This window comes from Nostoc sp. FACHB-892 (genome assembly GCF_014698795.1).
Lineage (GTDB): Bacteria > Cyanobacteriota > Cyanobacteriia > Cyanobacteriales > Nostocaceae > Nostoc.
Map to the genome: position 1 here is coordinate 1 of NZ_JACJTR010000038.1, position 25,452 is coordinate 25,452.

18 protein-coding genes and 2 pseudogenes are annotated in these 25,452 nt (G+C 40.5%); 14 read left to right on the plus strand and 6 right to left on the minus strand.

Annotated features, from left to right (window positions below; translation table 11 throughout):
- From H6G96_RS31020 to H6G96_RS31070, 10 genes and pseudogenes are all read left to right on the plus strand, one after another.
- Window positions 1–305 (plus strand): hypothetical protein (locus tag H6G96_RS31020; protein WP_242063463.1); only part of this gene is annotated, 305 nt, incomplete at its 5' end.
- A gap of 157 nt (window positions 306–462) precedes the next feature.
- A complete protein-coding gene (locus H6G96_RS31025; RefSeq protein WP_190916782.1) occupies window positions 463–1,536 on the plus strand; it encodes a hypothetical protein in 1,074 nt (357 codons plus the stop codon).
- Window positions 1,537–1,664: 128 nt separating this feature from the next.
- Complete coding sequence (locus H6G96_RS31030; RefSeq protein ID WP_190916785.1) at window positions 1,665–2,114, plus strand: DUF1257 domain-containing protein; 450 nt, start codon at window positions 1,665–1,667, stop codon at window positions 2,112–2,114.
- Between the two features lie 2 nt (window positions 2,115–2,116).
- Window positions 2,117–2,329, plus strand: a complete 213-nt coding sequence (locus tag H6G96_RS31035) for a DUF2997 domain-containing protein (protein ID WP_190916786.1) — start codon at window positions 2,117–2,119, stop codon at window positions 2,327–2,329.
- 90 nt (window positions 2,330–2,419) lie between these two features.
- Window positions 2,420–3,511, plus strand: a pseudogene (locus H6G96_RS31040) (AAA family ATPase); the annotation flags it as partial.
- Window position 3,512: 1 nt separating this feature from the next.
- A pseudogene (locus tag H6G96_RS31045) lies at window positions 3,513–3,686 on the plus strand (IS66 family transposase); the annotation flags it as partial.
- An 854-nt stretch (window positions 3,687–4,540) separates the two neighbouring features.
- Window positions 4,541–5,701, plus strand: coding sequence for a phosphotransferase (locus tag H6G96_RS31050; protein ID WP_190916788.1), 1,161 nt, complete (start codon window positions 4,541–4,543; stop codon window positions 5,699–5,701).
- Window positions 5,702–5,730: 29 nt separating this feature from the next.
- Window positions 5,731–6,852 (plus strand): T3SS effector HopA1 family protein, encoded by a 1,122-nt coding sequence (locus H6G96_RS31055; RefSeq protein ID WP_190916790.1) that lies wholly within the window; start codon window positions 5,731–5,733, stop codon window positions 6,850–6,852.
- Window positions 6,853–7,450: 598 nt separating this feature from the next.
- On the plus strand, window positions 7,451–7,609 hold the full coding sequence (locus H6G96_RS31060) for a hypothetical protein (protein ID WP_190916792.1): 159 nt from the start codon (window positions 7,451–7,453) through the stop codon (window positions 7,607–7,609).
- A 1,001-nt stretch (window positions 7,610–8,610) separates the two neighbouring features.
- Window positions 8,611–9,318: a PEP-CTERM sorting domain-containing protein gene (locus H6G96_RS31070; protein WP_190916794.1), complete on the plus strand. Its 708-nt coding sequence runs from the start codon at window positions 8,611–8,613 to the stop codon at window positions 9,316–9,318.
- Window positions 9,319–9,822: 504 nt separating this feature from the next.
- Here the strand turns inward: H6G96_RS31070 and H6G96_RS31075 are convergent.
- From H6G96_RS31075 to H6G96_RS31090, 4 genes are all read right to left on the minus strand, one after another.
- Window positions 9,823–10,557, minus strand: a complete 735-nt coding sequence (locus tag H6G96_RS31075) for a peptidylprolyl isomerase (protein WP_190916797.1) — start codon at window positions 10,555–10,557, stop codon at window positions 9,823–9,825.
- Between the two features lie 124 nt (window positions 10,558–10,681).
- Complete coding sequence (locus tag H6G96_RS31080; RefSeq protein ID WP_190916799.1) at window positions 10,682–12,205, minus strand: HlyD family efflux transporter periplasmic adaptor subunit; 1,524 nt, start codon at window positions 12,203–12,205, stop codon at window positions 10,682–10,684.
- Between the two features lie 158 nt (window positions 12,206–12,363).
- Window positions 12,364–15,093 carry a peptidase domain-containing ABC transporter gene (locus tag H6G96_RS31085; RefSeq protein WP_190916801.1) on the minus strand — a complete coding sequence of 910 codons (2,730 nt, stop codon included), beginning with the start codon at window positions 15,091–15,093 and terminating at the stop codon, window positions 12,364–12,366.
- Window positions 14,987–15,712, minus strand: coding sequence for a helix-turn-helix domain-containing protein (locus H6G96_RS31090; protein ID WP_190916803.1), 726 nt, complete (start codon window positions 15,710–15,712; stop codon window positions 14,987–14,989). The genes H6G96_RS31085 and H6G96_RS31090 overlap by 107 nt, the downstream gene beginning before the upstream one ends.
- 582 nt (window positions 15,713–16,294) lie before the next feature.
- On the opposite strand from H6G96_RS31090, the gene H6G96_RS31095 reads away from it, so the two are divergent.
- The 4 genes from H6G96_RS31095 to H6G96_RS31110 are packed head-to-tail and all read left to right on the plus strand — an operon-like array spanning window position 16,295 to window position 21,186.
- A complete protein-coding gene (locus H6G96_RS31095) occupies window positions 16,295–16,948 on the plus strand; it encodes a sigma-70 family RNA polymerase sigma factor (protein WP_190916805.1) in 654 nt (217 codons plus the stop codon).
- A 49-nt stretch (window positions 16,949–16,997) separates the two neighbouring features.
- Window positions 16,998–17,915, plus strand: coding sequence for a DUF1822 family protein (locus H6G96_RS31100; RefSeq protein ID WP_190916807.1), 918 nt, complete (start codon window positions 16,998–17,000; stop codon window positions 17,913–17,915).
- 26 nt (window positions 17,916–17,941) lie between these two features.
- On the plus strand, window positions 17,942–20,293 hold the full coding sequence (locus H6G96_RS31105; RefSeq protein WP_190916809.1) for a CHASE2 domain-containing protein: 2,352 nt from the start codon (window positions 17,942–17,944) through the stop codon (window positions 20,291–20,293).
- Window positions 20,294–20,295: 2 nt separating this feature from the next.
- Window positions 20,296–21,186, plus strand: a complete 891-nt coding sequence (locus H6G96_RS31110; protein WP_190916812.1) for a DUF928 domain-containing protein — start codon at window positions 20,296–20,298, stop codon at window positions 21,184–21,186.
- Here H6G96_RS31110 and H6G96_RS31115 read toward each other — a convergent pair.
- Together H6G96_RS31115 and H6G96_RS31120 are read right to left on the minus strand one after the other, a co-directional pair.
- Window positions 21,128–23,755 carry a CHAT domain-containing protein gene (locus H6G96_RS31115; RefSeq protein WP_190916814.1) on the minus strand — a complete coding sequence of 876 codons (2,628 nt, stop codon included), beginning with the start codon at window positions 23,753–23,755 and terminating at the stop codon, window positions 21,128–21,130. The two genes, H6G96_RS31110 and H6G96_RS31115, sit on opposite strands and share 59 nt — an antisense overlap.
- Window positions 23,756–24,356: 601 nt before the next feature.
- Window positions 24,357–25,439: a hypothetical protein gene (locus tag H6G96_RS31120; protein WP_190916816.1), complete on the minus strand. Its 1,083-nt coding sequence runs from the start codon at window positions 25,437–25,439 to the stop codon at window positions 24,357–24,359.
- Window positions 25,440–25,452 lie beyond the last annotated feature (13 nt).

Sequence of the window (25,452 nt, forward strand, 5' to 3'; positions counted from 1 at the left end):
AAGATTATCGCACACTCTACTTCAATACTAATCAGATGGAAACAAATTTAATTAAAGTGTATGACGCGACACTATTAAGCTCATCAAAAGTTTACCAAATTAATGGTACACATTGTCGATACTTGGGAGATGAGGGTAGCATCCAACATCCACAGTATCTATTTCTCCCTCTGCCAAATCAAAGAAAAAAAGCCAGCTTTCGGCTAAATCGAAACAAACTTATGACTCGCTGTTATGAAGTCGAAGGCATGACTTATAACAAGCCTTTGGCACAGGATAATTCACAGCAACTTCAGTTATTTTAAGCCATGTCAATACATAAACCACCAGTCATTAAAAGACATATTCAGCTACAAAAAAGCTCTACAAAAGTAATCTATAGAGCTACTAAAGACATTCAAATAGTCACAAAGAAAGCTTCGCTGAATTGAAAGTGAAAAATAATGATTGGGGTCAATAATCATGGTACAAGCAATCGACAACCCTATTGCTGCGAATTTCCTAACTGATGCAGTAGTCGAGCGCCACAATTTCTCACAGTTAAATAAAACCCGTATTCGGTTTCGCATTCAGCTAAAGAAAAGTACAAAGTCTGCTGCTCCTAAATGGGCAGATGTCTTAAAAGCTGAAGTTTCTGAAATTGAATCAGACCTTGTGAAAGTCACTAATTCCGAAGTCGGTTTGCGTGGTATTAAGGTATTCAAGAAGTTGGATGAAGCTGCTGCCCAATTGCGTCAAGAGATTGCTTCGGTTCAAGAGTGGATGTCTGCTGATACTGGCGATTGGGTTTGTCCGATTGATTTAGCTCCACTTGTTTGGAATCAGTTAATCAATATCAGAGATAATATCGCCCCTGGACTGCGTAATCAATTAAAAGCTGATTATGAAGCTGGGTTGGTTGATTACCAAGAGCGCATTGACCAGTTCCTCTCACTTAACACCTGGGAATTAGCACAGGATAAGCAAGAATCTGTAAAAGCAAACTTGTTAAGAGCATTCCCGACTCTGACCGATCTTGAAGACTATTTGCAAGTCATTATAGGTCGCCCGGTGATTATCCCTGCCCTCTCTGAGCAACTCAATCAGCAACAAGCCGAGTGTCTAGACCAGATTACCAAGTTCATTCAGCAGTATGACCAAAATCTGGAGCAAAGGCTACGGGAATCAGCGATCGCTGGCGGTGAACAACTCGCCGCCCAGTTGCTAGAAGAGTTAGCCGATTGGGAACCAGGGAGGAAACCCATACAGTTTAAAAAGAAGATGGAGCGTCATCTGATGAAGGTTCAAGTGCTGTTGGCAAACGCTTCACCGGAGGCAGGCAGTAGCTTGGAGGCGATGATGGCACACTTAGATTCTATCGTTAACGATCCAGCGATTGAGTCTAAAAATCTTGGTTCTGATACGCGCAGTCAATTGCAGCAAAAGATGGATTCTATCCGCGCCAAGTTGCTGGATGAACAACGCAATCTACAATCACTTGCGACTGGCGACGTGGGATTGTCGAAAGCTACGGTCATGTCTTTCAAGTTTAGGTAAAAAACAGTCTTGGGCGAGGGTATATCGCTCAAGACTAATGGATTTAATACGTAGTTTCCAGAATAACCCAAAAAGGATATCGCATCCGTACTATTTCTCAAACCAATTTGAAAGCCTTGGAGCTAAAAATGTCACATTTCTCAACAGTTAAAACCAAGCTTGTTAACTGTGAATGTCTGGTACAAGCTTTACAAGATTTGAAACTGAATCCGCAAGTACATGAAACAGCACAATCACTAAAAGGATACTACGGCGGCTCTCAAGGACAAAGCGCTGAAATCATCGTATCTGGTCGCATCATAAAAGCTCGTGCAGACATCGGATTCAAGTGGAATCAGTCAAACGGCGTGTACGAGGTAATCCACGACAGTTATGAAACAGTTCCGAAGTTGGGACAAGACTTCTTTAGTAACAAGTTGATGTTGGCTTACGGTAAACGTTTGGTGAGAGCTAAAGCTGCCGAGTTACAAGAGCAATTTGGGGAATGTGCGATCGCTGAAGAAACTAACGGAAGCGTGCAAACCCTACGCCTAACCTTTGCCGGACATCAAGAAGTTAAACAATTTGCACGGAGATAAATATGGAACGTTCAGTTTTGATTCATTTCGACACTGCTACAGGTGAAGTTCGTGTAGAGGCTGAGGGATTTGAAGGGTTGAGTTGTTTATCGGCTACGCAACCCTTTGAGGAAGCACTTGGAGCTGTCAGCGAGAGCGATCGCACGTTTAAAGATGAAGCCCAAACCCAACAACTTCGGACTACGAACAGTAATCAAACACGTTTGCGTCAGTAATCAGTCATCAGTTACCAGTCTTAACTCGGCTGGTAACTGCTGATCATAAAGGCTTCGCCATTTCATAAGTGAAATATTTGAATAATTGACATGAAACTCTCAAATCTTCTCTCCACACTCGATTCACAAATCCCCATTGCTGCGGTTGATGTTCTGTCGCCCGATGAAGCGACGATTATTCAGTGGCTGACTATAGAGGCATTTAGCAAGCTCTCAAGTCCAGTGTTCTTCTGGAATCTGGGGGTATCAACCTTGGAGCAATGTTTAATTGCAGCAGATGGGGGATTGGTGTTTAAGCCAGTTGCAGAGTACAAAAGACCTCTACAGTCCGATCCACTACTATTTGTATTCGACTACATTGCTAACTTTAGTGGGAATGGTGTATTTATCCTTGGAGATATTCACCCCTTCATTGCTAAGAATTCACCTCAGTTATCATGGGAGATTTTAAGCAAGGTAAAAAACCTTTACCACAGGTTAAAACCCACAGATAAACGCATTGTCTTGTTGGGTCAGAACATACAATTACACGAATCCCTAGTCAGATTGATTCCTTATTGTGAAGTTCCTTTACCTAGTATTGACCAAATACTACTTCATCTCAATTCTTATTTGCACGACTTACAACAGTCTGCTAGGGAGCAAGAATTAACCTTTACTGTTACGCTTGAAAATGCTGAATTTGAAACTCTTTCTCGTGCAGCACTGGGTTTAACCCTGGAGGAGATTAGCGACTTCCTTCGGTTAACAGTCAAAGAAAACTTAACTAATGATGGTGTCGTAGTTGACACTGACTTTATCCCCAAAGCCGTCGAGTACAAAACTCGGCTACTGTCTCAAATGGGTATCGAACTAGGGAAACCTGCAATAATCCCGTTCGGCGGTTTGGATCTTCTGCGTGAGTGGCTGATGAGGCGGCGGCGGCTGTTCACGCAAGAGGCGTGAAGTCTCTCGTTACCCCAACCAAAAGGTGTATTGCTGGCTGGCCCACCCGGAACAGGAAAATCTCACTGTGCCAAAAACATCGCTAGCATACTCAATTTACCACTTCTGCAACTCGATATTGCGTCCCTTCTAGGTTCACTAGTTGGCGAATCCGAAGGTAATGTTAAACGCGCACTGAAAACAGCATCCGCGATCGCACCTTGTGTCTTGTTTATTGATGAGGTGGAAAAGGCGCTTTAAAGTTAGTGGTGGCTCCCGTTCAATGGACAGGTTTAGACACACTGCCCATCTGTTAACAGTGATGCAAACCTGTCGTCGTCAAGGTAGGTCTGTGATTGACTTTTTTGCACAAGCACTGCTGGCTAATTCTAATAATTATCTGTCTCGCCCATCTCTGCTTCCTAAATATTAGACCTGAACCCTTACACTTTATCTTGTTTTTGCTCTTAACCGAGAAGTGTTGAATTCTTTCGTTGATTTTTAATCTTGGTCGTGGTCAAGAATAATTTAGATGCGTTTGCCCTGTTCTTATAATTTTTAGGACATAACTGGTTCAATTTTGCTAGCCATTTTAAATATTGAATTTAATAACAAGAGCAGATTTGAATAGTTTGCGGAAATTATACAAGTAAGTAGATTAAAAAACTTACAATTATATAGCTAAAGTTAAAGTTTTAATTAAAATTATTACCATTTTGTGTACTGTAATTTCCACTTTTTAGCGTTGCTTGATAGACATTTTATCCTCAATATGCTTTCAATACCTAAGTTACCTTTTTATAATCCATAACTGTACTATTTATGTCCTTTTTCTAGAAATTATAATCTTGAAAAAAGTGAATAAACTATATACTATATTTATTATTAGTTGAAATACTTATAGCCGTTCTCGACTTAGTGAGGTACGTTTCTAAAGCTACTAAGCTTCGTGAGCAAGATTTGGGTGTACCTCGGTTGCTTAGGAAACGCTATAAAAGTCTAATTAGAACAATATGATTGTAATAAAGCAAGCTTAGTACAACGGCTAAAATCCAATCCTGTGCAAAAAAGTAAGTTTAAAAACAGGATTTTCAATTTTCTAAGTAAGATATGGGATAAATATAACTACATTTAAGCATAATAAAAACGCGATGGTATATTATTGAAAACTTAGCTGACTGATTCTAGTGGCATCAAAGCTTTATCGTTGTCGTAATCATCTGTTACCAAGAAATAATGATTTTTGGCTGATATACAAGTAGTACCTAGTTGATAAATTCAAAGCTTATGACATTTCTATTAAATTCTCATAATGTTTTCGATTATTTAATTGAACAAGGGCTGTGTAATCAGTCTGAGCAACCTCCCAGCAAGGTAGAACCACTTACAGCCAAAAACTTTAATTTATTACTGAGTCTACCAGACGACCGCAAGCTTTTTGTTAAACAAGAACGACACAATCAGGAAGGGAAAGCGGCTGGTGAATTTTTAAGTGAGTGGCGAATTCAAGAGTTTTTACAAAGATTTCCAAACCTTGGTAACTACCGCTCGTTTTTACCAGAGGTAATGCATTTTGATGCCGAGAATTCCATTATTATCTTTAAATATCTGGATGATTATCGAGATTTAATGGATTTCTATACTAGGGAAAAGATATTTTCTACAAAAATTGCTACAGCAATTGGTAATATTTTAGGGATGATCCATTGTAATACTTTCAACTGCCAAGAATACCAGAAATTCTTTTCTAAAAATTCCGATAATTTAATAGCTGATCAAATATCACATTTAGTTCAGAGATTAGAACGGGTTGAACCAGAAATTTTTGGTTTAGTTCCTGGGGATGGGTTAAAATTTTTTGCTCTATACCAACGTTATGATAGCTTGGGGCAGGCAATCGCTGAATTAGGTAATGCTGTAACCCCTTCTTGCCTTACCCACAATGACTTGAAACTAAATAATATTCTCCTGTACAAAGATTGGCAGGATTCCAGTAACAATATTGTCCGGCTAATTGATTGGGAACGCTCGACTTGGGGAGATCCAGCTTTTGATTTAGGAACACTTATTGGCAGCTATGTACAAATCTGGCTGGGTAGCTTGGTTATCAGTAGTTCTTTGAGTATTGAAGAGTCTCTACGCTTGGCAATAACACCTTTAGAACTACTTCAGCCTTCAATTGCTACATTAACCCAAGCTTATTTAAACACTTTTTCAGAAATTCTAGAATACCGCCCTGATTTCTTGCAACGGGTAGTGCAATTTACAGGTTTTGCTTTAATTCAACAGATTCAGGCAATGATTCAATATCAAAAATCTTTTGGCAATATAGGGATTGCTATGCTTCAGGTTGCGAAGGCGTTATTAAACCGTCCTGTACAATCGATGCCAACAATTTTTGGCGCTGCTGCTGTTGAATTAACTCACCTGAGTAGTTCTGCTGTTTAAATTATTTTGTTATTACTAAATAAGTAGTTATGCAACTATTAAATTCTCCTCAAACTCAGGTAGAAACTGGTTTAACTGGGCAATTACTGAATGTTTTGCAAGATATTGTTCGGAAAATCGAGATAAAATCTGATTTCTCTATCCATCATCCAGATTATAAACCTTTGGAATTACCATCTGAGGCAGTTGAACGTTTTCAGAAGATGCCAACCCAGATGCAACAGAAATATCTAAGTCTGCAATTGCGGAGTTTTCTTTACGGTATCTATTACAACGGTTCTATGCGAAGTATGTTGGCACTAGATGGAGAGGGAAATGGTTTGCCCTTAGATTTGGAGAATAATACTGTTTTAGGGGTAGATGTAGGATTTTATAAGCGATTGCATGAAAGTAATTTTGGAGAGGGCTACTTTGACCCTGGTTGGTCTGTTTTAAGAGAAGAAAGTGATGGCACTTTAGCCGTGACTAAAAACGGTTTGAGACTGCATATTCAACCGAATAAGCATCTTCAAGTTGTTGAACAAGCATCTGTAGTAGGCGATTCTATCGCTATCAAGATGCCGAAAAATCGAGTACAGAATGGCTTTTACATGGCAGTTGGCAATGCAGGTTTCAGTCGTATGGAAGATGTAAAGATTCAGCCTGTAACTGTAAGAATTTACATCAATGTAACTCCTGAAGGTGCTGTTGCAGTGATGGGGAGTTTAACACAAAGACTGAATGAGTTAGTAATTCCCTTCAGCTTTAAGGTTTTGTACAATTCCAAAGAATACCAACGCTATGATTCAGGGGTGCTTTACTTTGACAAGAGAGACTATGAAATTGTTAAGCAAGTTTTAAAAAGTGTTTATCAAGAACATCAATTACACTTTAAACCAGAAATTCCTTTATTTACCAAACAATTAGCATTAGGGTTGGGGTTGGCAGAAGAACCAGACAAAAAATTTGCTGTTCAAGAAAGTTTTGGCATGAATCGCTGTCAGATTGTAGCAAATGGGTTGCTGGCGGCTTGGCATCAACGGAATGATTCAACTGAGGGGCGGATGCAGGCTATTTGTGAGCAATTTTGCACTTTGGGGATTGATTTGCAACGTATTTATTTAAATGCTAACTCAGAGGATATTTACAGGCAGGTAGAATTGGGCAACTGATACGAATATGTTTGTTGATAATTGTTATATTTCAGCCCAAGATTCCTCTTGGGCTGATTTTGTTATGTTTTTTGTTCAAGTTTAAAATTTATAATGACATAAGTATTTCAGTTTTATGTCATTATAACAGACTATAATTCAATACGGTTTAGTTAAGAAGAATAGTAGGTTGAGTTGAGCGTAAGGCTTACCCAACAAAGGCTTGATAATGTTGGGTTTCGTTCCTTAAACCAACCGTGCCGATTCAGTTTTTAACCTTAACTGAACCGTATTAGACTATAATTCAGTTTTAATTGCCTTTTTATTAGACTATTTTTACCAATATCATTGCGAATGCAGCGAAGAGGAATAAAGCAATTCCTTGCAGTTGAGATTGCTTCTTTACTAAATGCTCCGCAAACCGTTTGTTCGCAATGACTGTAAATACTTTTGTTCATCTACTGGCTAATAGTGACATAAATGGTTTTATTCATGTACTAATAAAATAGGAAAAATATAGACGTATTCAATTAATTTAAATTATGATGATAGCAGGAATCAAGAAATACTAATTGATTCTTATTTAACGGCACAAATTCATTATTGGAGAAAAAATCAAATGGCTAACATCGTAGTTAATGACATCAAACTAGCTGGTATTGAATTGTTTGGCGATTATGAAACTTTCATCAACGACCTCGAAGACAATGAACTTGAACTAAGAGGGGGACTTGTACTCATGGCCGCTGAGTGTACTCATTGCGGAACTCAGGTCTAACTCTTTCTTAATGTACCTGCGTTCTCATCTAATTTAGTAACTTACTAAACACTATTTGAGGCGCAATGATTACCCTAGAATATATTTTGTATATTCTAGGGTAATCATCGTAAAGAATATCCATGAAAGAACGTCTCAGAAATTGGTGTAAACTCCTGGGAAGAGAAGACAAACTTAACAAACGTCTTCAGTGGAATCGATGAACCTATCCCACTAATAATATTTATGCCAAAAACCTTAAGCTTGTTGAGAATTGAAAACGAAAAATCAAGGCTTTCAAGCACATTTTACGAAAAAAAGTAGGGATTTTTAGAATAGTAGGATAGGTCTATCTTAGGAGCAAGTGAATGCCACAAGACTAATCTCATCGCTAGCAGCGAATATCCAATTCTCATCGATGCTGATAACTTAATGTCTCTTGTGGCTAAAAGCTTCAATGAATCAGAAGACTGGTTCAAAGATTCAGTCCTGAATAGCACTAAGAAAAGCTAAAATCTCCTTGCTGACAGGGTATTGGGGGTAGGGTATAGGGTGTAGTGTTTAAGAAAATTGAGTTTTAGTGCGTCAAAGAGAATAATATCTTCTTAATTCCCTACACCCCAGGGCGACCGCATCATGTCAATAAGCAAACTATATTATCAATAGAGTCAAAAATAATGTCATTAACTCTTGCTTATTGCTAAGGTTTTAGGCGATCGCTTCGGGGCTTAAAAAATAATCAAACGCGAAATCCTGATTTTTTCGTTCCTTCTTAACCTTCGTTGTGATCAAGAGTAATTTAGATGCGTTTGCCCTGCCCTACACCCCACACCCAAAAGCCTTATAAATAATAGGTTTGCCGTTATCTTAGTGCCATTCGATTCAGTCCTCAAGACTGGCTTTTTACCTCTAGTTTTTTCCGAGGTATAGCAGGCGTAGGGTATCAGTTCTTACGTTTAGCATCTCCAGAATTGTTGCCTTCAATGCTTATTTGGGAATAAGGAAATACTTAATTTTGATAGTTGTCAAAATTAAGTATTATTGACGATGTTGCTTTATACGTTTCTCTCTTTAAAGTCATGAATACTAAAAACATAGGAACGCTCGTTGTTAGTGCGGCATTCAGCAGTCTTTTTTCTTTAGCTCCAGCGGCTGCTGCTATATTAGTCGAACCCGTTTTGACAACTCCCGATCCCAATCTCCCTTCCCGCAATTTCGGAATTGGCGTGAATCCCCCCCGTACGGTTCTTGTATGGAATGCACCTGATATCAGCGGTCAACAAAACTTTCTCAATGAGGGTACAGGACTAGATATCACTACAATAGAGCTGTTTTTATTTCCTGAACTCGATGAAGTTGATGACGAGGTAATCTGGGCAGATGTGAATGGAGATGGACAGATTGGCATATCTAACCTTTTTGCCAATATTGAAGTTGATAATAACTTTATCTTGGGGGACTCTAGAGAGGTTTTCCGAGCCCCACGCGTTACTTTTACAGGAGGAGTCATTCCCTTGGGGACGCGTTTTGTCGCTCAAACCCTTACTGAACCAAATTTAACGGCTCCACTAGAGGTTGGAGATGCTGGTCCGCTGCTAGTCGGGGGGCGTTATGATGGTGTCCCCATCCCAGAACCCTCCACCATCCTCGGTTTAGGTTCTATACTAGGATTTGGAGTCCTGTTCAAGAAGAAATCCTCTAGGAAAATGTGGAGAAAGAGGGAAAGGTAATAGACTAAAGGATATCAGGCTGTTACAGGCGTTATAGCGGTTCCCGATCTAGTAAGGTAAGTTTTCAAAGCTACTAACCTTGGTAAGCAAGATTTTGGTCTATTTCAGTTGCTTAGGAAACGCTATAAGGCAATACGGTTCAGTTAAGGTTATTGGCGTAGATAATTGGTCTTTGAAGACGCGATAAATCGCGTCTCTACATCAGGGTTTTGGGCTTAGGTGAAGTGTATTGCGCTATAATGGGAAAGAAGACGAAAAACAACATTGCTAAAGATTTATGCATTGTTTTGAGTATTGAAAACTAAACCAAACGAGAAATGCTGATTTTTTTGTTGGTTTAAAATAGCTCTAGCTTGTTAATGGAAATACAGTTATATAGCGATCCTAAATGAGTTGTGAAATTTCTCGTTGAGGTAGGGAACAGGGAATAGGGAATGGGGAATAGGGAATAGGGAAGAAGGATTTACAAATATACTTTGTTTTTTCACAAATGATTTAGGACTGCTATACATTTTTAATCCGATTAGTTTCCTCAATTTGGTGTTTAATCCATTTATCAAACAATTCAGTGAGAATTTGCTGACGCAGTTCGTTATCCAATTCTGGCTGGATAATCTCTTCCACTAAAATTAGATGTAATCCCTTAGAAGTCATTATCGGCTTAAGAATCTGAGGTGACGTAGCAGTAAAGACAGCAGCAGAAATCTCCGGCTTTAAATCTTGGCGGCGCACTATCCCTAAATATCCTCCTTTTCGGCGTAACTCAGTATCCTGGATATATTTGTGAGCCACATCATAGAAACTCATCTCACCTTCCTTAACAGCATAGAAAAGTTCTATTGCCAAGTCTTCATCATCCAATACAATCTCATACATCACCACGCTAGTGTAGCCTAGCTGATGTTCTAAGAAATACGGTTCGATTTTATCTGTAAACAAATGTTGACTTAACTTTCCGAAAACGACATCACTGTAAACAATTTCTTCAAAATCATCTAAAGACAAACTATGTTTTTCCAGCCAAGTCCATGTCTCCTCAGCACTGGTGAGTTTATTCATTAAGCGGAATAAGTCTGCTGCTTTCTGTAATTCTTCTGTTTCTACTTTTATGCCAGCTTCTTCAGCAGCAGATATAATTACATTGCGGCTAACAATCTGCTCAACTATCTCAGGAATTTTGCAGGATAGCTTGACTTGTTGAAGAATATCCTCATTGGTAACACTAATAGATTGTGACATGATGTTTCTCTTAAATTAGCTAGGTGGACTTAAAATAAAAGTGGCATACTAATCTTTCCGCTTTGCTTTCAAACGAAAGGGGCTAGTAGCTTAGGTCTAGGAATATATAGGTATAGTGAAACTTTTACAATTTCACCCCACCCTGCTGCAACTGCTTAAATGGGTCAAGCAGAAAATCAATAATCCGGCGCTGGCGGACAATCACCTCAGCTGTCGCTGTATCCCCAGGACGCAAGGCAATACATTTATTAGCCGAAGGAATACAATTTTGTTTTAGGGCAATTTCCAAGTCATAAGCTGCCACCTTTCCATTAGGTGTTTCCACCTCTATGGTAGTAGGAGAAATCTCTAACAATTCTCCTTCCATCACGCCATAATCCTGAAACGGATAAGCATCGAACTTTACCTTTACTGGCAATCCTTTTCGCAAAAAACCACTCTCATTTGTCGCCATTTGCGCCCGAATTATTAAAGGCGAACCTTGGGGTGCAATCTCCGCAATCATTACTCCAGACTGCACTACAGACCCAGCCCGTTGTATCGGTAACTGAAACACTCTACCATTTACGTTGGCTCTTAACTCGCGTTGTCCTAACTGAAACTTTAACGCGACAATTTGACTCCTGTTTTGAGCAATTTCTGCTTGAAGCGTAGTAATTTCTGTCTCCAAATTTTTCTGTTGTTCGTCGATTTTTAGCACAGCCAGCTTACCAGAACGAGTCAAAGTCTGATAGCTCCTTTCCTGCTCTTTCAGTCGCAACTGTGCCTGCTCAATATCTGCATTTGCTTGCCGAATAGTCCGCTCATAACTACTCTGTTGTTCTACCAAACGTAGTTTAGCCTGCTGAATATCTGACTTATTTTGTTCGTATAACTGTTGCCTGTCTTTAGCTATATCTTGCTTTTGGACAACATTAGTTTCTGAAACAACTCCTGACTGCCAAAGACTCCGATAGCGTTCAACTTCTCGCTCACTACTTGCCAAACTACTGTTTACTAACTTATTAGCAGTTTGATTATGCTCAAGATTTTGCCGTGCCTGATTCACTTGAGATAATTTTTCGTCTTTTTGTAGATCATAGGAATTCCTAAGAGCATTCATATTCTGTCGCGCTTGGTCAATTTGAGACTGCTTTTCTAACTGTTGTGATTGGTTTTGTTGCTGTTGAGTTGTCAAAGATACAACTAACTGGCTTTTAGATAAATTTAACTGAGAAAGTCTGTTTAATTGTCCCTCTAATTTATCCTGTGCCTGTCGCAATTCCGCCTTAACTAATTCTGATTCTAATACCAATAAAGTTTGCCCAGCTTTAACTGAATCACCTTCCTTTACTCGAATTTCAGCAACAGTACCTGCTACAGCAGCATCCAATCTAACCGTCTTTCCCTTTGGCTCAAGTCGCCCTCTTGCCGTACCCGTTTCATCCACCTTAGATAGCATCGCCCAAGGTAAAATGATCGACACAAACACCACTAAAAAATATAGCAATCCTCTTGTCCAAACCTGGGGCAAACTATCAAGTAAATCCTTGGTTGCGTAAGCCCAATCATCAGTTGATCTGGCTGGTGTTTGCTCCGTCAAAACTTCCTTGCGCTGTCCTACCTCATAAATTTGGGTTTCACCCTTTCCATTTAATGTGTTTGGCATGATTTTTCCTGATATCAATTTGGGATTTTGGGAGTGGGGACATCGGAGATCCCCCCAATCCCCTGTTAAAAAGGGGGGCTTTCTCTGATCTTTACCCTGTTTTTAAGGGGGTCGCCGCAGGTGGGGGGATCAAGTCTTATCCGAACTGTCCTCTTCTTTCACCCCGCAACATCCATCTGCTGATGATTGAGATAAAAATAATGTCCGCGCTTCGCCATTAACTCTTTATGAGTTCCACTCTCAATCAACACGCCGCGATCTAGCACCAAAATCAAATCTGCATTCCGCACAGTTGAAAGGCGATGGGCGATTACTAAGGTGGTTCTGCCTTTGAGAATTGTGTTTAAATTCGTCTGAATAATCCTTTCTGACTCTGCATCCAGATGGGAAGTCGCTTCATCCAAAACCAACAGCTTGGGATTGCCTAATAACGCCTTTGCGATCGCAATTCTTTGTCGCTGTCCTCCAGACAACATCCCCCCTCCTTCACCAATCTGGGTTTCATAACCCATAGGTAACTTTTTAATAAACTCATCAGCACCCGCTAGTCGCGCTGCCTCAATAATCTCTGCCAAAGTTGCCCCAGGATGTGCCAAGCTAATATTTTCTCGAATCGTTCCGCCAAACAAAAAGGTATCTTGGTCAACTACCCCAACCTGTTCGCGTAGAAAACGCAACGAAATACTGGCAATATCCTGCCCATCAATCAAGACTTTGCCATCTGTGGGAGGATATAACCCCAAAACCAACTTAGAAATCGTGGTTTTCCCTGAACCACTCCGTCCCACCAAGGCAACCATTTGCCCGCTATGTACTTCAAAACTGAGATTTTCCAAAACATTAATATCGCTTTCGGGATGATAGCGAAATGTCACGTTATCAAAGCGAATGTTACCTTGAACGGGCGGTAAAGATTGCCGCGCCTGATGCTGTAAATCCTCTTCTGGTTCCGCATCCAACACATCATTAATCCGTTCCACCGCAATCACCACTTCTTGCAATTGATTCCACAAAACTGTTAATCGTTGGAAGGGTCTAATAATATTTCCCAGCAGCATATTAAATGCCACCAGTTGCCCAATGGTTAACTCGTTGTGAATCACTTGGTACGCCCCAAACCATAGCAAAGCGGTAGTTACCACTGCTTCAATTGTGTTGCTGAATATTTGCAGGCGATTGCTGATAATTTGCCCAGAAAAGTTAGTTTTTACTTCCTTACTTAATAACTCTTCCCAATGCCAACGCACTGTCTGTTCCACTGCTGTAGATTTAACTGTTCGTACACCAGAAAGAGCTTCAATCAAATAACTACTTTCATTAGCAACAGCATTAAAGATTTCCCTAGAAATCCTTTGTAAAAAAGGTGTGGCAATCAATGCCAGCAGGCAAAAAGGCGGTACAATCACCAACACCAGTAACGCCATTTTCCAACTGTACCAAAACATCAATCCTAAATAGATAAAGACAGTGACTAAATCCAGCAGTATGGACAACGCCTCACCGGAGAGGAAACGTTGAATTTTGCGGTTTTCCTGTACACGAGAGATAATATCCCCCACATAACGGGACTCAAAGTAACTCAAGGGCAAGCGCAGAGTATGGCGAATAAATCCCACAATCAGTGCTAGATCAAGCTTATTCGCCGTGTGGTCTAACAGATATTGCCGCAACCCTGTCATCGCTACACGGAATAAACTAAAAATTAGTAACCCTAACCCCACTGCCGTTAAGGTTAGTTCAGAACGCTGCACTACTACGCGGTCTAAAATTAACTGGGTAAATAAGGGAGTAACAAGTCCAAATATCTGGATAAATAAGGAAGCTACAAACACTTCCAGCATTACCAACGAGTGAGGCTTGATCAATTCAAAGAATTGCCAAAAGGGGGTAGAAGTCTCTTTAGTATCCTTGAGCATTGCTGTCGGTTGCAGCAGCAATGTGTAACCAGTCCAGTTGGCTTTAAATTCCTGGTGACTGAGGTTGCGTTGACCAATGGCGGGGTCGGCGACAATTACGTGTTTGGAGGTAATTTCATAGACAACGATGTAATGTTTACCTTCCCAGTGAGCGATCGCAGGCAATTTTTGCTTCGCTAATTGGTCAAGACTCGCTTTAACAGGTCGCGTGGAAAAACCAATACTTTCCGCCGCCGCCGATAACCCCCGCAGCGATGAGCCATTACGGTCAACATTGGCGATATCCCGCAGGCGATTGACACTAAAATTTTTCCCCCAATAGCGAGACACCATCACTAAACAAGCTGCACCGCAATCCGATCCACTCTGTTGGGCAAAAAACGGATAGCGCCGAATGACACACTGTAATAAATGCCCCGCTCGCTGCGTGGAGTTGGGAAAATAGGCTTTACTAATCTTTTTCTCGCGTGGCTTTACTGCTGGCGTTGATAAAATCTTCGTTTCATGGAGCCGTTTTGAGTCAGATGGCAGTATTGGAGTGTTATCCGAGTTCACCTGTTGCGGATTACGAGATAGCGCCTTAGCCCACAAATGCTCACGAATTTGGGGATATTTAGCCATCAATGACCACAACACCTCACCCGGAACAAAGCACAGTTGCAAATTTACCGAGGCTCTGGCGGTATAGGGCTGAAATTGTGCATCTGGGAATAAGGTAAATTCTCCAAATGAGCCTCCCGCCTCCAAAGTAGCGATTAACTCATCGGCGCTATCCAGTAACCTTACTTTACCAGTGATCGCAATATAGATTCCTGGTTGAGCATCAGTTCCTTGCCAGAACTTGCCAACTTTCGGGTTGATAAATTTAACTTGTTGAAGACAGTGTTGAAATTCCTCTGTCGAAAGAGAATAACCCAGAGTATTGTTGAACTGTTGCAGAGTTATTAACTGAGCGGATATATCTTGCGCCATGAATGTCTAAAGGTTTTTCTAATTTCGCAAAGTTAATAGGTAAAAATTCGGAATCATCTGGAATAACTGCTGATTTGAGATCACCAATCAAAATTTTGGAACTCTTAGCCTGCTCATTGCTGTTTGCTTCAGAATTGCTGGGTTTTAGTATTGTGGATAATCCCATCTGTTTGAGCAGTCGTTTAATATGGCGATCGCTTACCTCAATCTCAAATTCTTTTGCTAGATGTTTCCCAAGCCAGTTCGCTGTCCATCGTCGAAAAGCATAACCATGCTCGTGAGGACTACTATTAATTAATTCCTTCAAACGCTCTAAATACCGATCATTCGCAGTCTTCGGGCGACCAATGGGGCAATCTTGCCATTGATGCGCCATCCCAGTTCGGGCTATGTGTGTCCAATGTCGTGCTGTTGCTGCACAACATCCCAAGCTTTGACAAATCTCTGTTTGAGATTTTCCTTCATCAGCTAGCAACATAATTTGGATACGCTGATAATACGATGCAGGTAAATCCTTTTGTAGGCTAGTTTGTAGTAGTTTGCGTTGAAAGGAGGTTAAATATTTACTACTAAATGTACCCGGATTATTACTATCCGTTTTCTCTTGAGATAATGACATTTTAAACTCCTGACAAGATATTTCATATCACTCTTGGAAAACAAGAATTGAAGCTCAATTCTAAGACTTTGATTTCATCAGGATTTGAGGCTCCATTTTCTAACTAGAAACTAAAATTTATGGACAAAAAGTGGAAACTAAAGCCCCATAACCGTTTGAGGTATTGGATTTTTCCAAAGTGACAAAAAAGCATTACTTATGCCCCTATTGTGTTATCAATTTAAAAATCAAGTTTTTCGCGGAAAACTTACATTCTTTACAAAACTTTATATTACTAATGAATGATTTAGGAGACGGGACTGGGATGGTTTGGTGATATGCGCCCTCAGCTCTTCTGGCAGAGTATCAACTACTTTCTTCGCAGACAGCAAATCTCTGACCCTGCGATCCATATTTCTATTCTGCAACGCCGGAAAATTTTTTCCGAATTCCGCGAAAAACTTGAAGTTGAGTCTGATAACTAGATAATAAGCTCTACTAATCCAGGTATTAAACATCAAGTTATGGATTCGTTTATCAGAAATTTAAACAGTCAGAGGCATCTCTAGACTACTTCTGCAAGTATTTACCAGGAGATCCTCTATGACAAACGTCCACGCGGTAAGTAATCTAAACCAACAACTCCAGCATCTGGTTGCCGAAGCCTGTTCTTATCCAGCAAAGAGTTTGATGCGGCGGCAAAAACTTAGTGAGATAGTTAAAGTTGTAATGAAATCGGGCAAACTATGGAAAGAGAACACACCTTACTATAATGATGCTCTGCAACAAACTTGGTTATATTTCTGCCGGAACCCAGAGCAGTATAACCCAGAGAGTTGTAGTGTGATTACCTGGCTCGACAATTGTCTCAAGTGGCGACTGAAAGATTTTCGCTCTAGAGAAAGCGAAATTCAAGCTAAGACTGTTCCCCTATCTAGCTTAGAAATTGAAAATACAATTAACACGGTAGAAAGCTTGCCAGTAGCAGCCGATATTCCACCAATTTTAGAAGAAACTTACCAATGGGCTTTTACAGATCCAGACAATGACTTAGCCAGTACTCATGTTAAAGGACGACCTGATGTAACTTGCCAAATATTGATTCTGCGACGCCTGCCTCCAGAAACCCCCTGGAAAAATATCGCTAAGGAATTCGACTTACCTCCATCAACTGCACCCAATTTCTATAAACGTGAATGCTTACCCCGCTTACGAAATTTTGCTATCAGGCAAGGGTATCACGAAATTGGGCATTAAAGCAGAGATGTCTATTATAGAAGGTTATCTAGAAAGCGGAAGGAAACTTATGATTCATAGCACTAAAAACTTAGAAGAAAAATCCATTCCCGTTGCTATTACCCAAGCAGCGCTAAAGATAGCACGCTTTTTTGCTGATGAACAGGTGACACCAGAAAAGAAAAAGCAAGTATATCTTAATACATTGGCTGTCTGTGCGGTAAATGATTACATGGAAATGATGAACATTCCCACAGATCCAAGAACCAGCGATAGTTGGAATTGTGCCATGCACTATTATGCAGATGTGGCAGACCTGAAGTTGAGTGGATTGGGTCACTTAGAATGTCGCCCCGTAAGTTCTGGTAATCTCTGCTATATTCCACCAGAAGTCCCGGATGACAGAATCGGCGTAGTTGTAGTTGAGCTAGACATAGAGCATCAAATTGCAACTCTAATCGGGTTTGCTAAAACAGTAAAAGCTGGTGAACTTTTGTTTAGCGAGTTACAGACTATTGAGGACTTACTTGCATATCTTGATTCACTTGAAAGGAAGCCGACGGAGGTCAATTTGAGCTATTGGTTGCAAAATATAATTGATGCAAGTTGGCAGCCGATATCAGAAATTCTAGCCCCAAAAACACCACAATTAGCTTTTCGTTATCGAAACGGAGTGACGCGGGGTAAGTTGATTGACATGGGGATAGAACTTCCCGGACAATCGCTGGCACTAGTTGTTACGCTTACACCCAAAAATTCGGTAGAAATCCAACTGAAATTGCAAATGTATCCATCCGGTGAGCAAGCTTACTTACCCAATAATCTGATTGTCAAAGTGCTAGATGAGAAAGGGATTACTGTTATGGAAACGCGTGCTGGTCGTGGTAGTACTCATGTAACATTAGAGTTTAATGTTCAAATAGGAGAGCGTTTTAGCGTTAACTTGGAATTGGGGGATATTAATATCACTGAGAAGTTTGTTATTTAAGCACATAGGATTATCTATTCCTAATCATGCAAAAGTTGGTTGTCTTGAAGCTAGATGGTGATTTGAGCCAGGGAGTAAAAGTCACACTGGAGATTGGGGCAGAAGGCGATCGCGCCAGTATAGAAGTTCAAGGCTATCTGCCCTCAAAGCCAGAGATAATTGCAGATTATCAGCTTTGGCGAACAACCTATCGCAGTTTATCAAGTTTTCGCATTACACCGCTGAACATTCATGTCGGAACTTCTCTTAATGAGCATCTTAACAACTGCCACAAGTTAAACAAGAAGTTAAATGAGCAAATGAATAGTTGGCTCAATTGTAATTCCTTTCGCCCAGTGAAGGAGAAATTACTTAAACAGCTAACGTCAGATGATACAGTCCGCGTACTAATCAAAACCAGTGACACCTGGCTACGTCGTCTTCCGTGGCATTTATGGGATTTTTTTGAGGATTACCAAAAAGCAGAAGTTGCTTTAAGCGCCCCAGAGTATGAATATCTGCCAAAACCAAAGACAAGTACTATTGCAGGTCAAGTAAAAATCTTAGCAATTCTAGGTAATAGTGAAGGAATCTTGATTGACAAAGATCGAGAGCTATTGGAGATGTTACCAGATGCAGAAACAACTTTTCTAGTAGAACCACAGCGCAGCCAGTTAAATAAACAGCTTTGGGAGCAAGACTGGGATATCTTATTTTTTGCCGGTCATAGTGAAAGCCTGGAGGATGGCAAGAGCGGTAATATCTATATTAATGAAACAGATTGCTTAACAATTGAGCAGCTTAAGTATGCCCTTAAAAAAGCTGTAAGCCAAGGATTGCAGTTAGCTATTTTTAATTCCTGTGATGGTTTAGGACTAGCATCTCAGCTAGAAGATTTGCATATCCCACAAATCATTGTGATGCGGGAGCCAGTGCAAGACTTAGTGGCGCAAGAGTTTTTAAAAAATTTCCTCGAAAAATTTTCCAGTGGCGAGTCTCTGTATTTAGCAGTACGAGAATCAAGAGAAAAGTTACATGGTATTGAAGATAAATATCCTTGTGCAGTTTGCTTACCGATAATTTGTCAAAATCCAGCAGCAATACCACCAACTTGGAAAGACCTGCTTAAAAAGCCAGAACCCAAAACTGGACAAACTCAACTAAATAATTATAGAACTCGCTCGTACTCTAAACCGCTTAGTTTTCAAAAAGTACTGTTGTTAAGTTTGGCGATCGCTGGTTTGGTGATGGGGGTACGCTGGTTAAAAATACTACAAAAATGGGAGTTACAGGCTTTAGACCATTTAATGCAGCTACGACCCCCTGATAAACAAGATAAGCGGATTTTAGTAATTACTATCAACGAAGAGGATTTCCAATTAAAAGAGCAACAACAAAGAAAAGGCTCGTTATCGGATTTGGCACTGATGCAACTGTTAGAAAAACTTGATTCTTATCACCCACGGGCAATTGGTTTAGATATATACCGAGATTTTCCAGTAGATGCAAAGTATAGGAATTTAGCTACTCGTTTACGAAACAGCGATCGCTTTTATGGGATTTGCGAAGTTAGTGAAGGGGAGCAAAAGCCAGGTATTGCGCCACCTCCAGAAATTTCCTTACAACGCCAAGGATTTAGTGATTTTGTAGTTGACTCAGATTATGTTATCCGTCGCCATTTAATAGCGATGGAACCAAGTTCTACATCTCCTTGTACCACACCTTATGCGCTTAGTGCGCGGTTAGCTTTTCATTACTTACAGTCTCAAGGTATTAATGTTAACTACACTCAGCAAGGAGAGTTACAAGTAGGTAAAATTGTCTTCAAGCAATTGCGTTCGCACATGGGCGGGTATCAACAAATTGATGATAGAGGTTATCAAGTTTTACTTAATTACCGTTCTTCTCCTTCTCTAACGCAAGTTGCTGAACAAGTCAGTTTAAAAGATGTGCTTACGGGCAAGGTTAACTCTAGCTTGATCAAAAATCGAATTATTCTGATTGGTGTTAGCGCTTCTAGTGCAGGCGATATTTTTTTAACTCCCTTGAGCGAAATGCCAGGTGTAATTATTCATGCTCAAATGGTGAGCCAGATCCTTAGTGCAGTTTTGGATGGACGGCCCTTGCTCCAGGTTTTGCCTTTTTGGAGCGAAGTAGTATGGGTTTTGAGTTGGTCTTTTGTTGGAGGGACAATTGCTCGGTGTTTCCAAACAATCGTACTTTGGGGATTAACAACAGGAGCAGCACTTATGGGTTTATATGGCTTTTGTTATTACCTATTAATACAAGGATATTGGATACCACTTGTTCCTTCGGTTTTGGCTTTAGGGATGACTGGAGGAAGCGTAGTAGCCTTGCGTCTTCAACAAATTAACAGTAATGAGTCTATAAAATTCTAATTATGATTAACTCTATTAAACTATCCTTAACTATTATTTTAGCGTTGATTAATGCGATACCAGTTCAAGCACAGCTTGCTAAACCGACTAATTCGGTGCAACCCGCAACGGGCAACGCCAGCCAACAACCAAAAAATAGATTAATTTTTCAAACACCACCACCACCGCCACCGAATACAGGTGCCCCTGGGCAACGCAGAGGAGGTGGAAGCCGTGGCTGTTTAAATGAAACCACACAAAATGTACAACTTGAGAGTAAGTTGCTCATAGCTTTAGTACCTGAATATTCGAGTTTACGAGTGGTTTCGGGGTTAACGACTCAGCAGCACCCTACATTCTGGTTTTATGTTCCTTATACATCTGACTCTTCTTATGCCAAATTAGTAATAGAGGATGAAAAAGCTCAGACTTTTTATAAAATATCTTTAGCACAAAGTCCAGGGATAATCGGTGTAACCCTTCCCTCTACCTCTTCACCTCTTGAAATCGGTAAGCAATATCGTTGGTACTTCAACATCTATTGCAAGCAAAATAATAAATTCCTGACTTCTGTAGAAGGAAACGTGCAACTGTTAGCGCTCAAACCAAATGTGCAAGACCAAATAAGTAAAGCAACACCAAAGCAACAAGTCGCTCTTTATGCTGCCAATGGTATTTGGTACGATGCTTTGACTACTTTGGCTAATTTGCGTCGCACTTTTAAACAGGATACTAACTTAGTAAGCGATTGGGCTAGTTTATTAGAGTCTGTAGACTTGCAAAACTTGGTTACAGAACCAATACTTGATTGCTGTCAGCCTGAAGCACAAACAGCAACAACACAGGCAAATATCGCTACAGCCAATTTCCGACAAGAACGTAGGGTGCCCAAAATCTTGGACGTTGGTAACTAGGATTTTGTAACAAAGCTAGTTGGGCACGACGCAATGCTTCGGCTTTAGTTATGTTAGGTGTTTTAGCTAATTCTTGGTAGAAGTAGCTCATCAGTATCGAAGTAGATTGATCATCTATGTTCCATAGGGAGGCAAGGGTACTGCGTGCCCCAGCACGAACAGCTACCCCAGCTAATCCTAAAGCAGCTCGATTATCACCACTGGCTGTCTCACAAGCACTCAGTACTAGCAATTCAACTGGTTCTGGTTTGTTCTCCTCTCTAGTTCTCAAAAAATCGCTTAATTCATTAACTTTAATCTGCTTATCCCAAGAGAGAACAAACGTTTTATTAACATCGGAGCTAAACTGTCCATGAGTTGCCAAATGAATAACTTTAAAAGGCAACGATTTCATCTGCTTCTGGAGCGCCTCTGAAGTAAACTGCTGATTCAGTAGCACTTTTGTTTCTACTTGTAACTTAATTGCTTGTAATTCACGTTCTACGTTTGGTAAGGCTGAAAATCCTAAACGTGCTTCACTTAACCCTGCTGTTAGTGCCTGTAATTGTCTCTTTGGTATAGCCTTGGGATCAAATAGTTGTAAACCTGGGGTAATTGCTAGGGCATACTTTTCTATTAAATATTGTTTGCCATCATAGAGCGATGCCATTGGTATATTCCGTAATCCACCATCTAAAACAAATACCAATGTTTTTATTTCATTCTTGCCTAGTTCAGCTTCAGCAGGCCGAATCAACCAATCGTATACCTGTGCAGATAGAGACTGAACCAGCCGTAATGTGTGAGGCTCAGGGATATTTTCTTGCAATTGCTCAAGAGTCCTGTCCACATCTTGCTTAACTATATTGGTAGCGTAATGTTTTAAATCCTTTTGTCCTGGCAACTTCAAAATAACTTCTAAGCGGTCTGGTAGAATTATTGGATAAAGAATTGCTGCACTTTGGTCTTGCTCAACCACTTGGTCAATTTCTACCTTTGCAGTTAAACAAGCTTGTCGAAAGAAGTTATCTAGTTCTGCCAATTGTAAAGTTTCAATTAGAAACCGAGCTTGTCTTAGGTTGTCTGGCGGTGGCTCTAAGTTCCCTTTTGTTTGTACCAGCAATTCCACCAATTCACGATACACTGGTTCCACACTTTCACGAAAGGTAAACTGAATTCCTTGATTAGTAGTAGCTAAATCGCTGCGTAAAGTTTGAAGGGTTTCGATTGCTTTAGAATAGTATGAAATCGCTTCCTTATTATCTCCTTTGTTTTTAAGTAAACGCCCCATTTGCCATTCCCATTGATAACCAATATCAGACGCATCAATACTTTGTGCGATGAATAAAGCTTTTTGCGTAAGCGATTGAGCATCAGTAAATTGTTTTGTTTGTTCGTACAACCAGCCGAGAGTACCTAGAGCATAAGACTCTGCCCGTTTATCTTCTAGACTTTGTGTCTGCTCAATCGCTTTTGCTAACAGATGGGCAATATCTATCCATGAAAAAGCGATCCCGCTTGCTTCCTGTTTTAATCGTGCTAAATTTTGGGCAAAATTAATTTGAGCGTAAGCTGCGATCCGGCTTGGGGGTAACTTGTTAATCTCTGACTGGACTTGGGGCACCAATACGACGGCACTACTCCATTGCTTTGTTTTCAAAAGAAAACTAAATTGATTCAACAGCAATTGGATACGCATACTTGGGGGAATTGATATAGCAGCAGCTTGGCGATAAAAATCTAAACTAGCTTGAGTGTCTCCCTGATCTTGTGCTGCATTAGCTAGGCTGATTAAAACTTCAGCAATTTCTGGATTTGCTTGCAAGGATAAAGCCACTTTCAGACTCTGCTTTAATACCTGTTGGGATTCATTCAAATCCCCTACAATTCGTAGTACATCACCAAGACTACGCAGCCCTGTAGATTTCAAAGCTGAGTCTTCTTGCTTTTCAAGGCTTTGTTGTACTTCGGTCAGAATCTTTTTAGCTTGAGTATAAAGTCCTAACATTTGCAAAGCTTGTGCAGAAACGATGCGATTGCGGGTAAATTTAGCCCAATCGCCTGTTTGCGTATAAATCTTAGCAGCTTGCTCCCAGGTTTGTAATGCAGTTTCAGCTTGTCCCCGTGCTAACTGAAAATGCCCTTGCACATCTAATGTTTGGGCAAGGATTTGCGAACTTTCTGGCGAGTTATTTAAATTTTCTAATAACTTGAAACCTTTGGTGATTGCCTCTCGTGCTTCTGTCCATAAACCAAGTTCTTGATAAGCTAAGGACAAGTTCCTTAAAGTCATCGCAAGCCTTAGCTGATTTCCGTTACGAGCATAGTTAGCCGCAGCTAGTTCTAGACTCTTAACAGCATCACCAAATTGTTGAGCTTCATACAAAGCTCTGCCTTGTTGTACCAGATTTTCTGCATTAAGTGAACCTGGAGAAGGTATGTTTATTACAACCCTTTGAGCAGCACTAGGCAAAACTGTTGTTACTAAGAACAGTGCTGTAAGTATAATTACGCTTACATTGCGTTGCACTATTGTTTGCAACTTTTTAACTCTGCGCTGGGCTTTTCGCCAAAATCTACTTGACAACATATTTATTTACCAAATTAATTGAAAGTAGATTTTGCAGAACTACAAGTAAGTGGTGACTGCTGCCAGTTCCTGTAGGGAGTGCCATTAGATGTGTTGGCTCTAAGTACTGTCACATTCCTCACATTTCCTTGTCCATTAGAGCGATAGTCATTGAAGCACCCCAATGAGTAGAAACCCAAACCTGACATTGCACCCCCCCCACTAATAGCAGCACCAAAGCCTAGTTAAGCATAAATCAAGTTACTAGCTGGTAAATAGTGAGTAACTAGGCTACTAATCTTTCACCTGAAAACTCCGGTTTTTCGCAAAAGCTTAAAAAATTTACAAAACTTTACTTTATAAAGTTCTCAAGCCATCCCTCCCCTAGTAATGCCTGAGCAAGTGAGTGAACCAATAGATCAGGCGTTGCCGCCGTGTAAAATTTTATTTAGTTAAATATCTGCATTAGCTGATTACTGCTGATCAGATCATATTGCGATCGCTACTTCCAAACGCTATTTTGATTCGACATTTTCTCATGCTTGGGCGGTGTGGTCGAGCAATTATAAAAGGGAGAGGCAAGCTCAACTTACCTTTCCCCTCCCTATTTAATTACGATTAATTAAAGAATAACGTCGCTTGTGGGATTTCCTGCTGCCACAAACAGTGTTGGCGCTCCGGTAAGCTGAATCTCAAAGTCAGCGCCAAAATCGAAATCGGTATTAGCTGCAAGAGTACCTGCTACATACCTAACTTGACCAACTGCGGAGAATGCGGCAGTATCAATGAAAGTGAAGGCTTGGTTTCCTTCTAAAGAGGGGTTGGCATCAATAGTAGATAAATCGATTTGGTCACCTAGCGAGGCATTGTTTCCAACAAAGTCAGTGATAACATCGCTTGATGATGCACCAGGTTGACTCTCAAGAAGTAAGTCAAAATCGAAAATATCGTTACCTGCTCCTCCAGTAAGGCGATCAGTCCCGCTACCACCTTTAATCGTATCGTTGCCATTTCCACCCGATAATTGGTTATTTTGGTTGTCGCCAACAATACTGTCATCTGCATTTGTGCCGATGACATCATCAAAGTTGACTACTGTAAATGGCAATGTTCCCAAAGCAGGAACGTTATTGACAACCAAACTTCGGGTTTCTAAGTTAACAGTGAGAGATGCCCCATCCACAGATTGGGATGCATCTATGGTGTTGTTGGCAACACCCCCATTAGCAACAATGTTTTCTACCCTCAAGAGCGTGTCTAGCCCCAATCCCGCAGGTTTTCTAACGGTTCCAAGACCTGACAAGATAATCCCCCGAGGTGTGCCTCTATAGATTACGGTATCAAAACCGTCTCCGCCATCAATTCTGTCGTCACCCTCACTGAAAACGAAGGTATCATCGCCGTTACCAACACCCCCAATCAGAGTATCCCTGCCAGAACCACCATTGAGAATATCGCTACCAGCACCCCCATCAAGGATATCGATACCCCTATTGCCGTTCAGGATATCGCTACCAGCACCCCCATTAAGGGTATCACTGTCATCAGTCCCATTTAGGGCAGGACGAAAGATAGATGGGGTACCGTTGATGGTATTGTTGTCATTGAAATCACTACCGTTAATGAGTACCATAATCAGCAAGTTGTTAAACGAGGTTTCTACGATGACATCAGCCCAAAACCCAAATTTTTCGTAAAAACTCAAAACTTTTACAAAA

Bases quoted from the DNA above. Each gene is read 5' to 3' on its own strand.
- H6G96_RS31025 (WP_190916782.1), top strand. From the start codon at position 463: ATGGTACAAGCAATCGACAACCCTATTGCTGCGAATTTCCTAACTGAT.
- H6G96_RS31030 (WP_190916785.1), top strand. From the start codon at position 1,665: ATGTCACATTTCTCAACAGTTAAAACCAAGCTTGTTAACTGTGAATGT.
- H6G96_RS31035 (WP_190916786.1), top strand. From the start codon at position 2,117: ATGGAACGTTCAGTTTTGATTCATTTCGACACTGCTACAGGTGAAGTT.
- H6G96_RS31050 (WP_190916788.1), top strand. From the start codon at position 4,541: ATGACATTTCTATTAAATTCTCATAATGTTTTCGATTATTTAATTGAA.
- H6G96_RS31055 (WP_190916790.1), top strand. From the start codon at position 5,731: ATGCAACTATTAAATTCTCCTCAAACTCAGGTAGAAACTGGTTTAACT.
- H6G96_RS31060 (WP_190916792.1), top strand. From the start codon at position 7,451: ATGGCTAACATCGTAGTTAATGACATCAAACTAGCTGGTATTGAATTG.
- H6G96_RS31075 (WP_190916797.1), bottom strand. From the start codon at position 10,557: ATGTCACAATCTATTAGTGTTACCAATGAGGATATTCTTCAACAAGTC.
- H6G96_RS31080 (WP_190916799.1), bottom strand. From the start codon at position 12,205: ATGCCAAACACATTAAATGGAAAGGGTGAAACCCAAATTTATGAGGTA.
- H6G96_RS31085 (WP_190916801.1), bottom strand. From the start codon at position 15,093: ATGGCGCAAGATATATCCGCTCAGTTAATAACTCTGCAACAGTTCAAC.
- H6G96_RS31090 (WP_190916803.1), bottom strand. From the start codon at position 15,712: ATGTCATTATCTCAAGAGAAAACGGATAGTAATAATCCGGGTACATTT.
- H6G96_RS31095 (WP_190916805.1), top strand. From the start codon at position 16,295: ATGACAAACGTCCACGCGGTAAGTAATCTAAACCAACAACTCCAGCAT.
- H6G96_RS31100 (WP_190916807.1), top strand. From the start codon at position 16,998: ATGATTCATAGCACTAAAAACTTAGAAGAAAAATCCATTCCCGTTGCT.
- H6G96_RS31105 (WP_190916809.1), top strand. From the start codon at position 17,942: ATGCAAAAGTTGGTTGTCTTGAAGCTAGATGGTGATTTGAGCCAGGGA.
- H6G96_RS31110 (WP_190916812.1), top strand. From the start codon at position 20,296: ATGATTAACTCTATTAAACTATCCTTAACTATTATTTTAGCGTTGATT.
- H6G96_RS31115 (WP_190916814.1), bottom strand. From the start codon at position 23,755: ATGTTGTCAAGTAGATTTTGGCGAAAAGCCCAGCGCAGAGTTAAAAAG.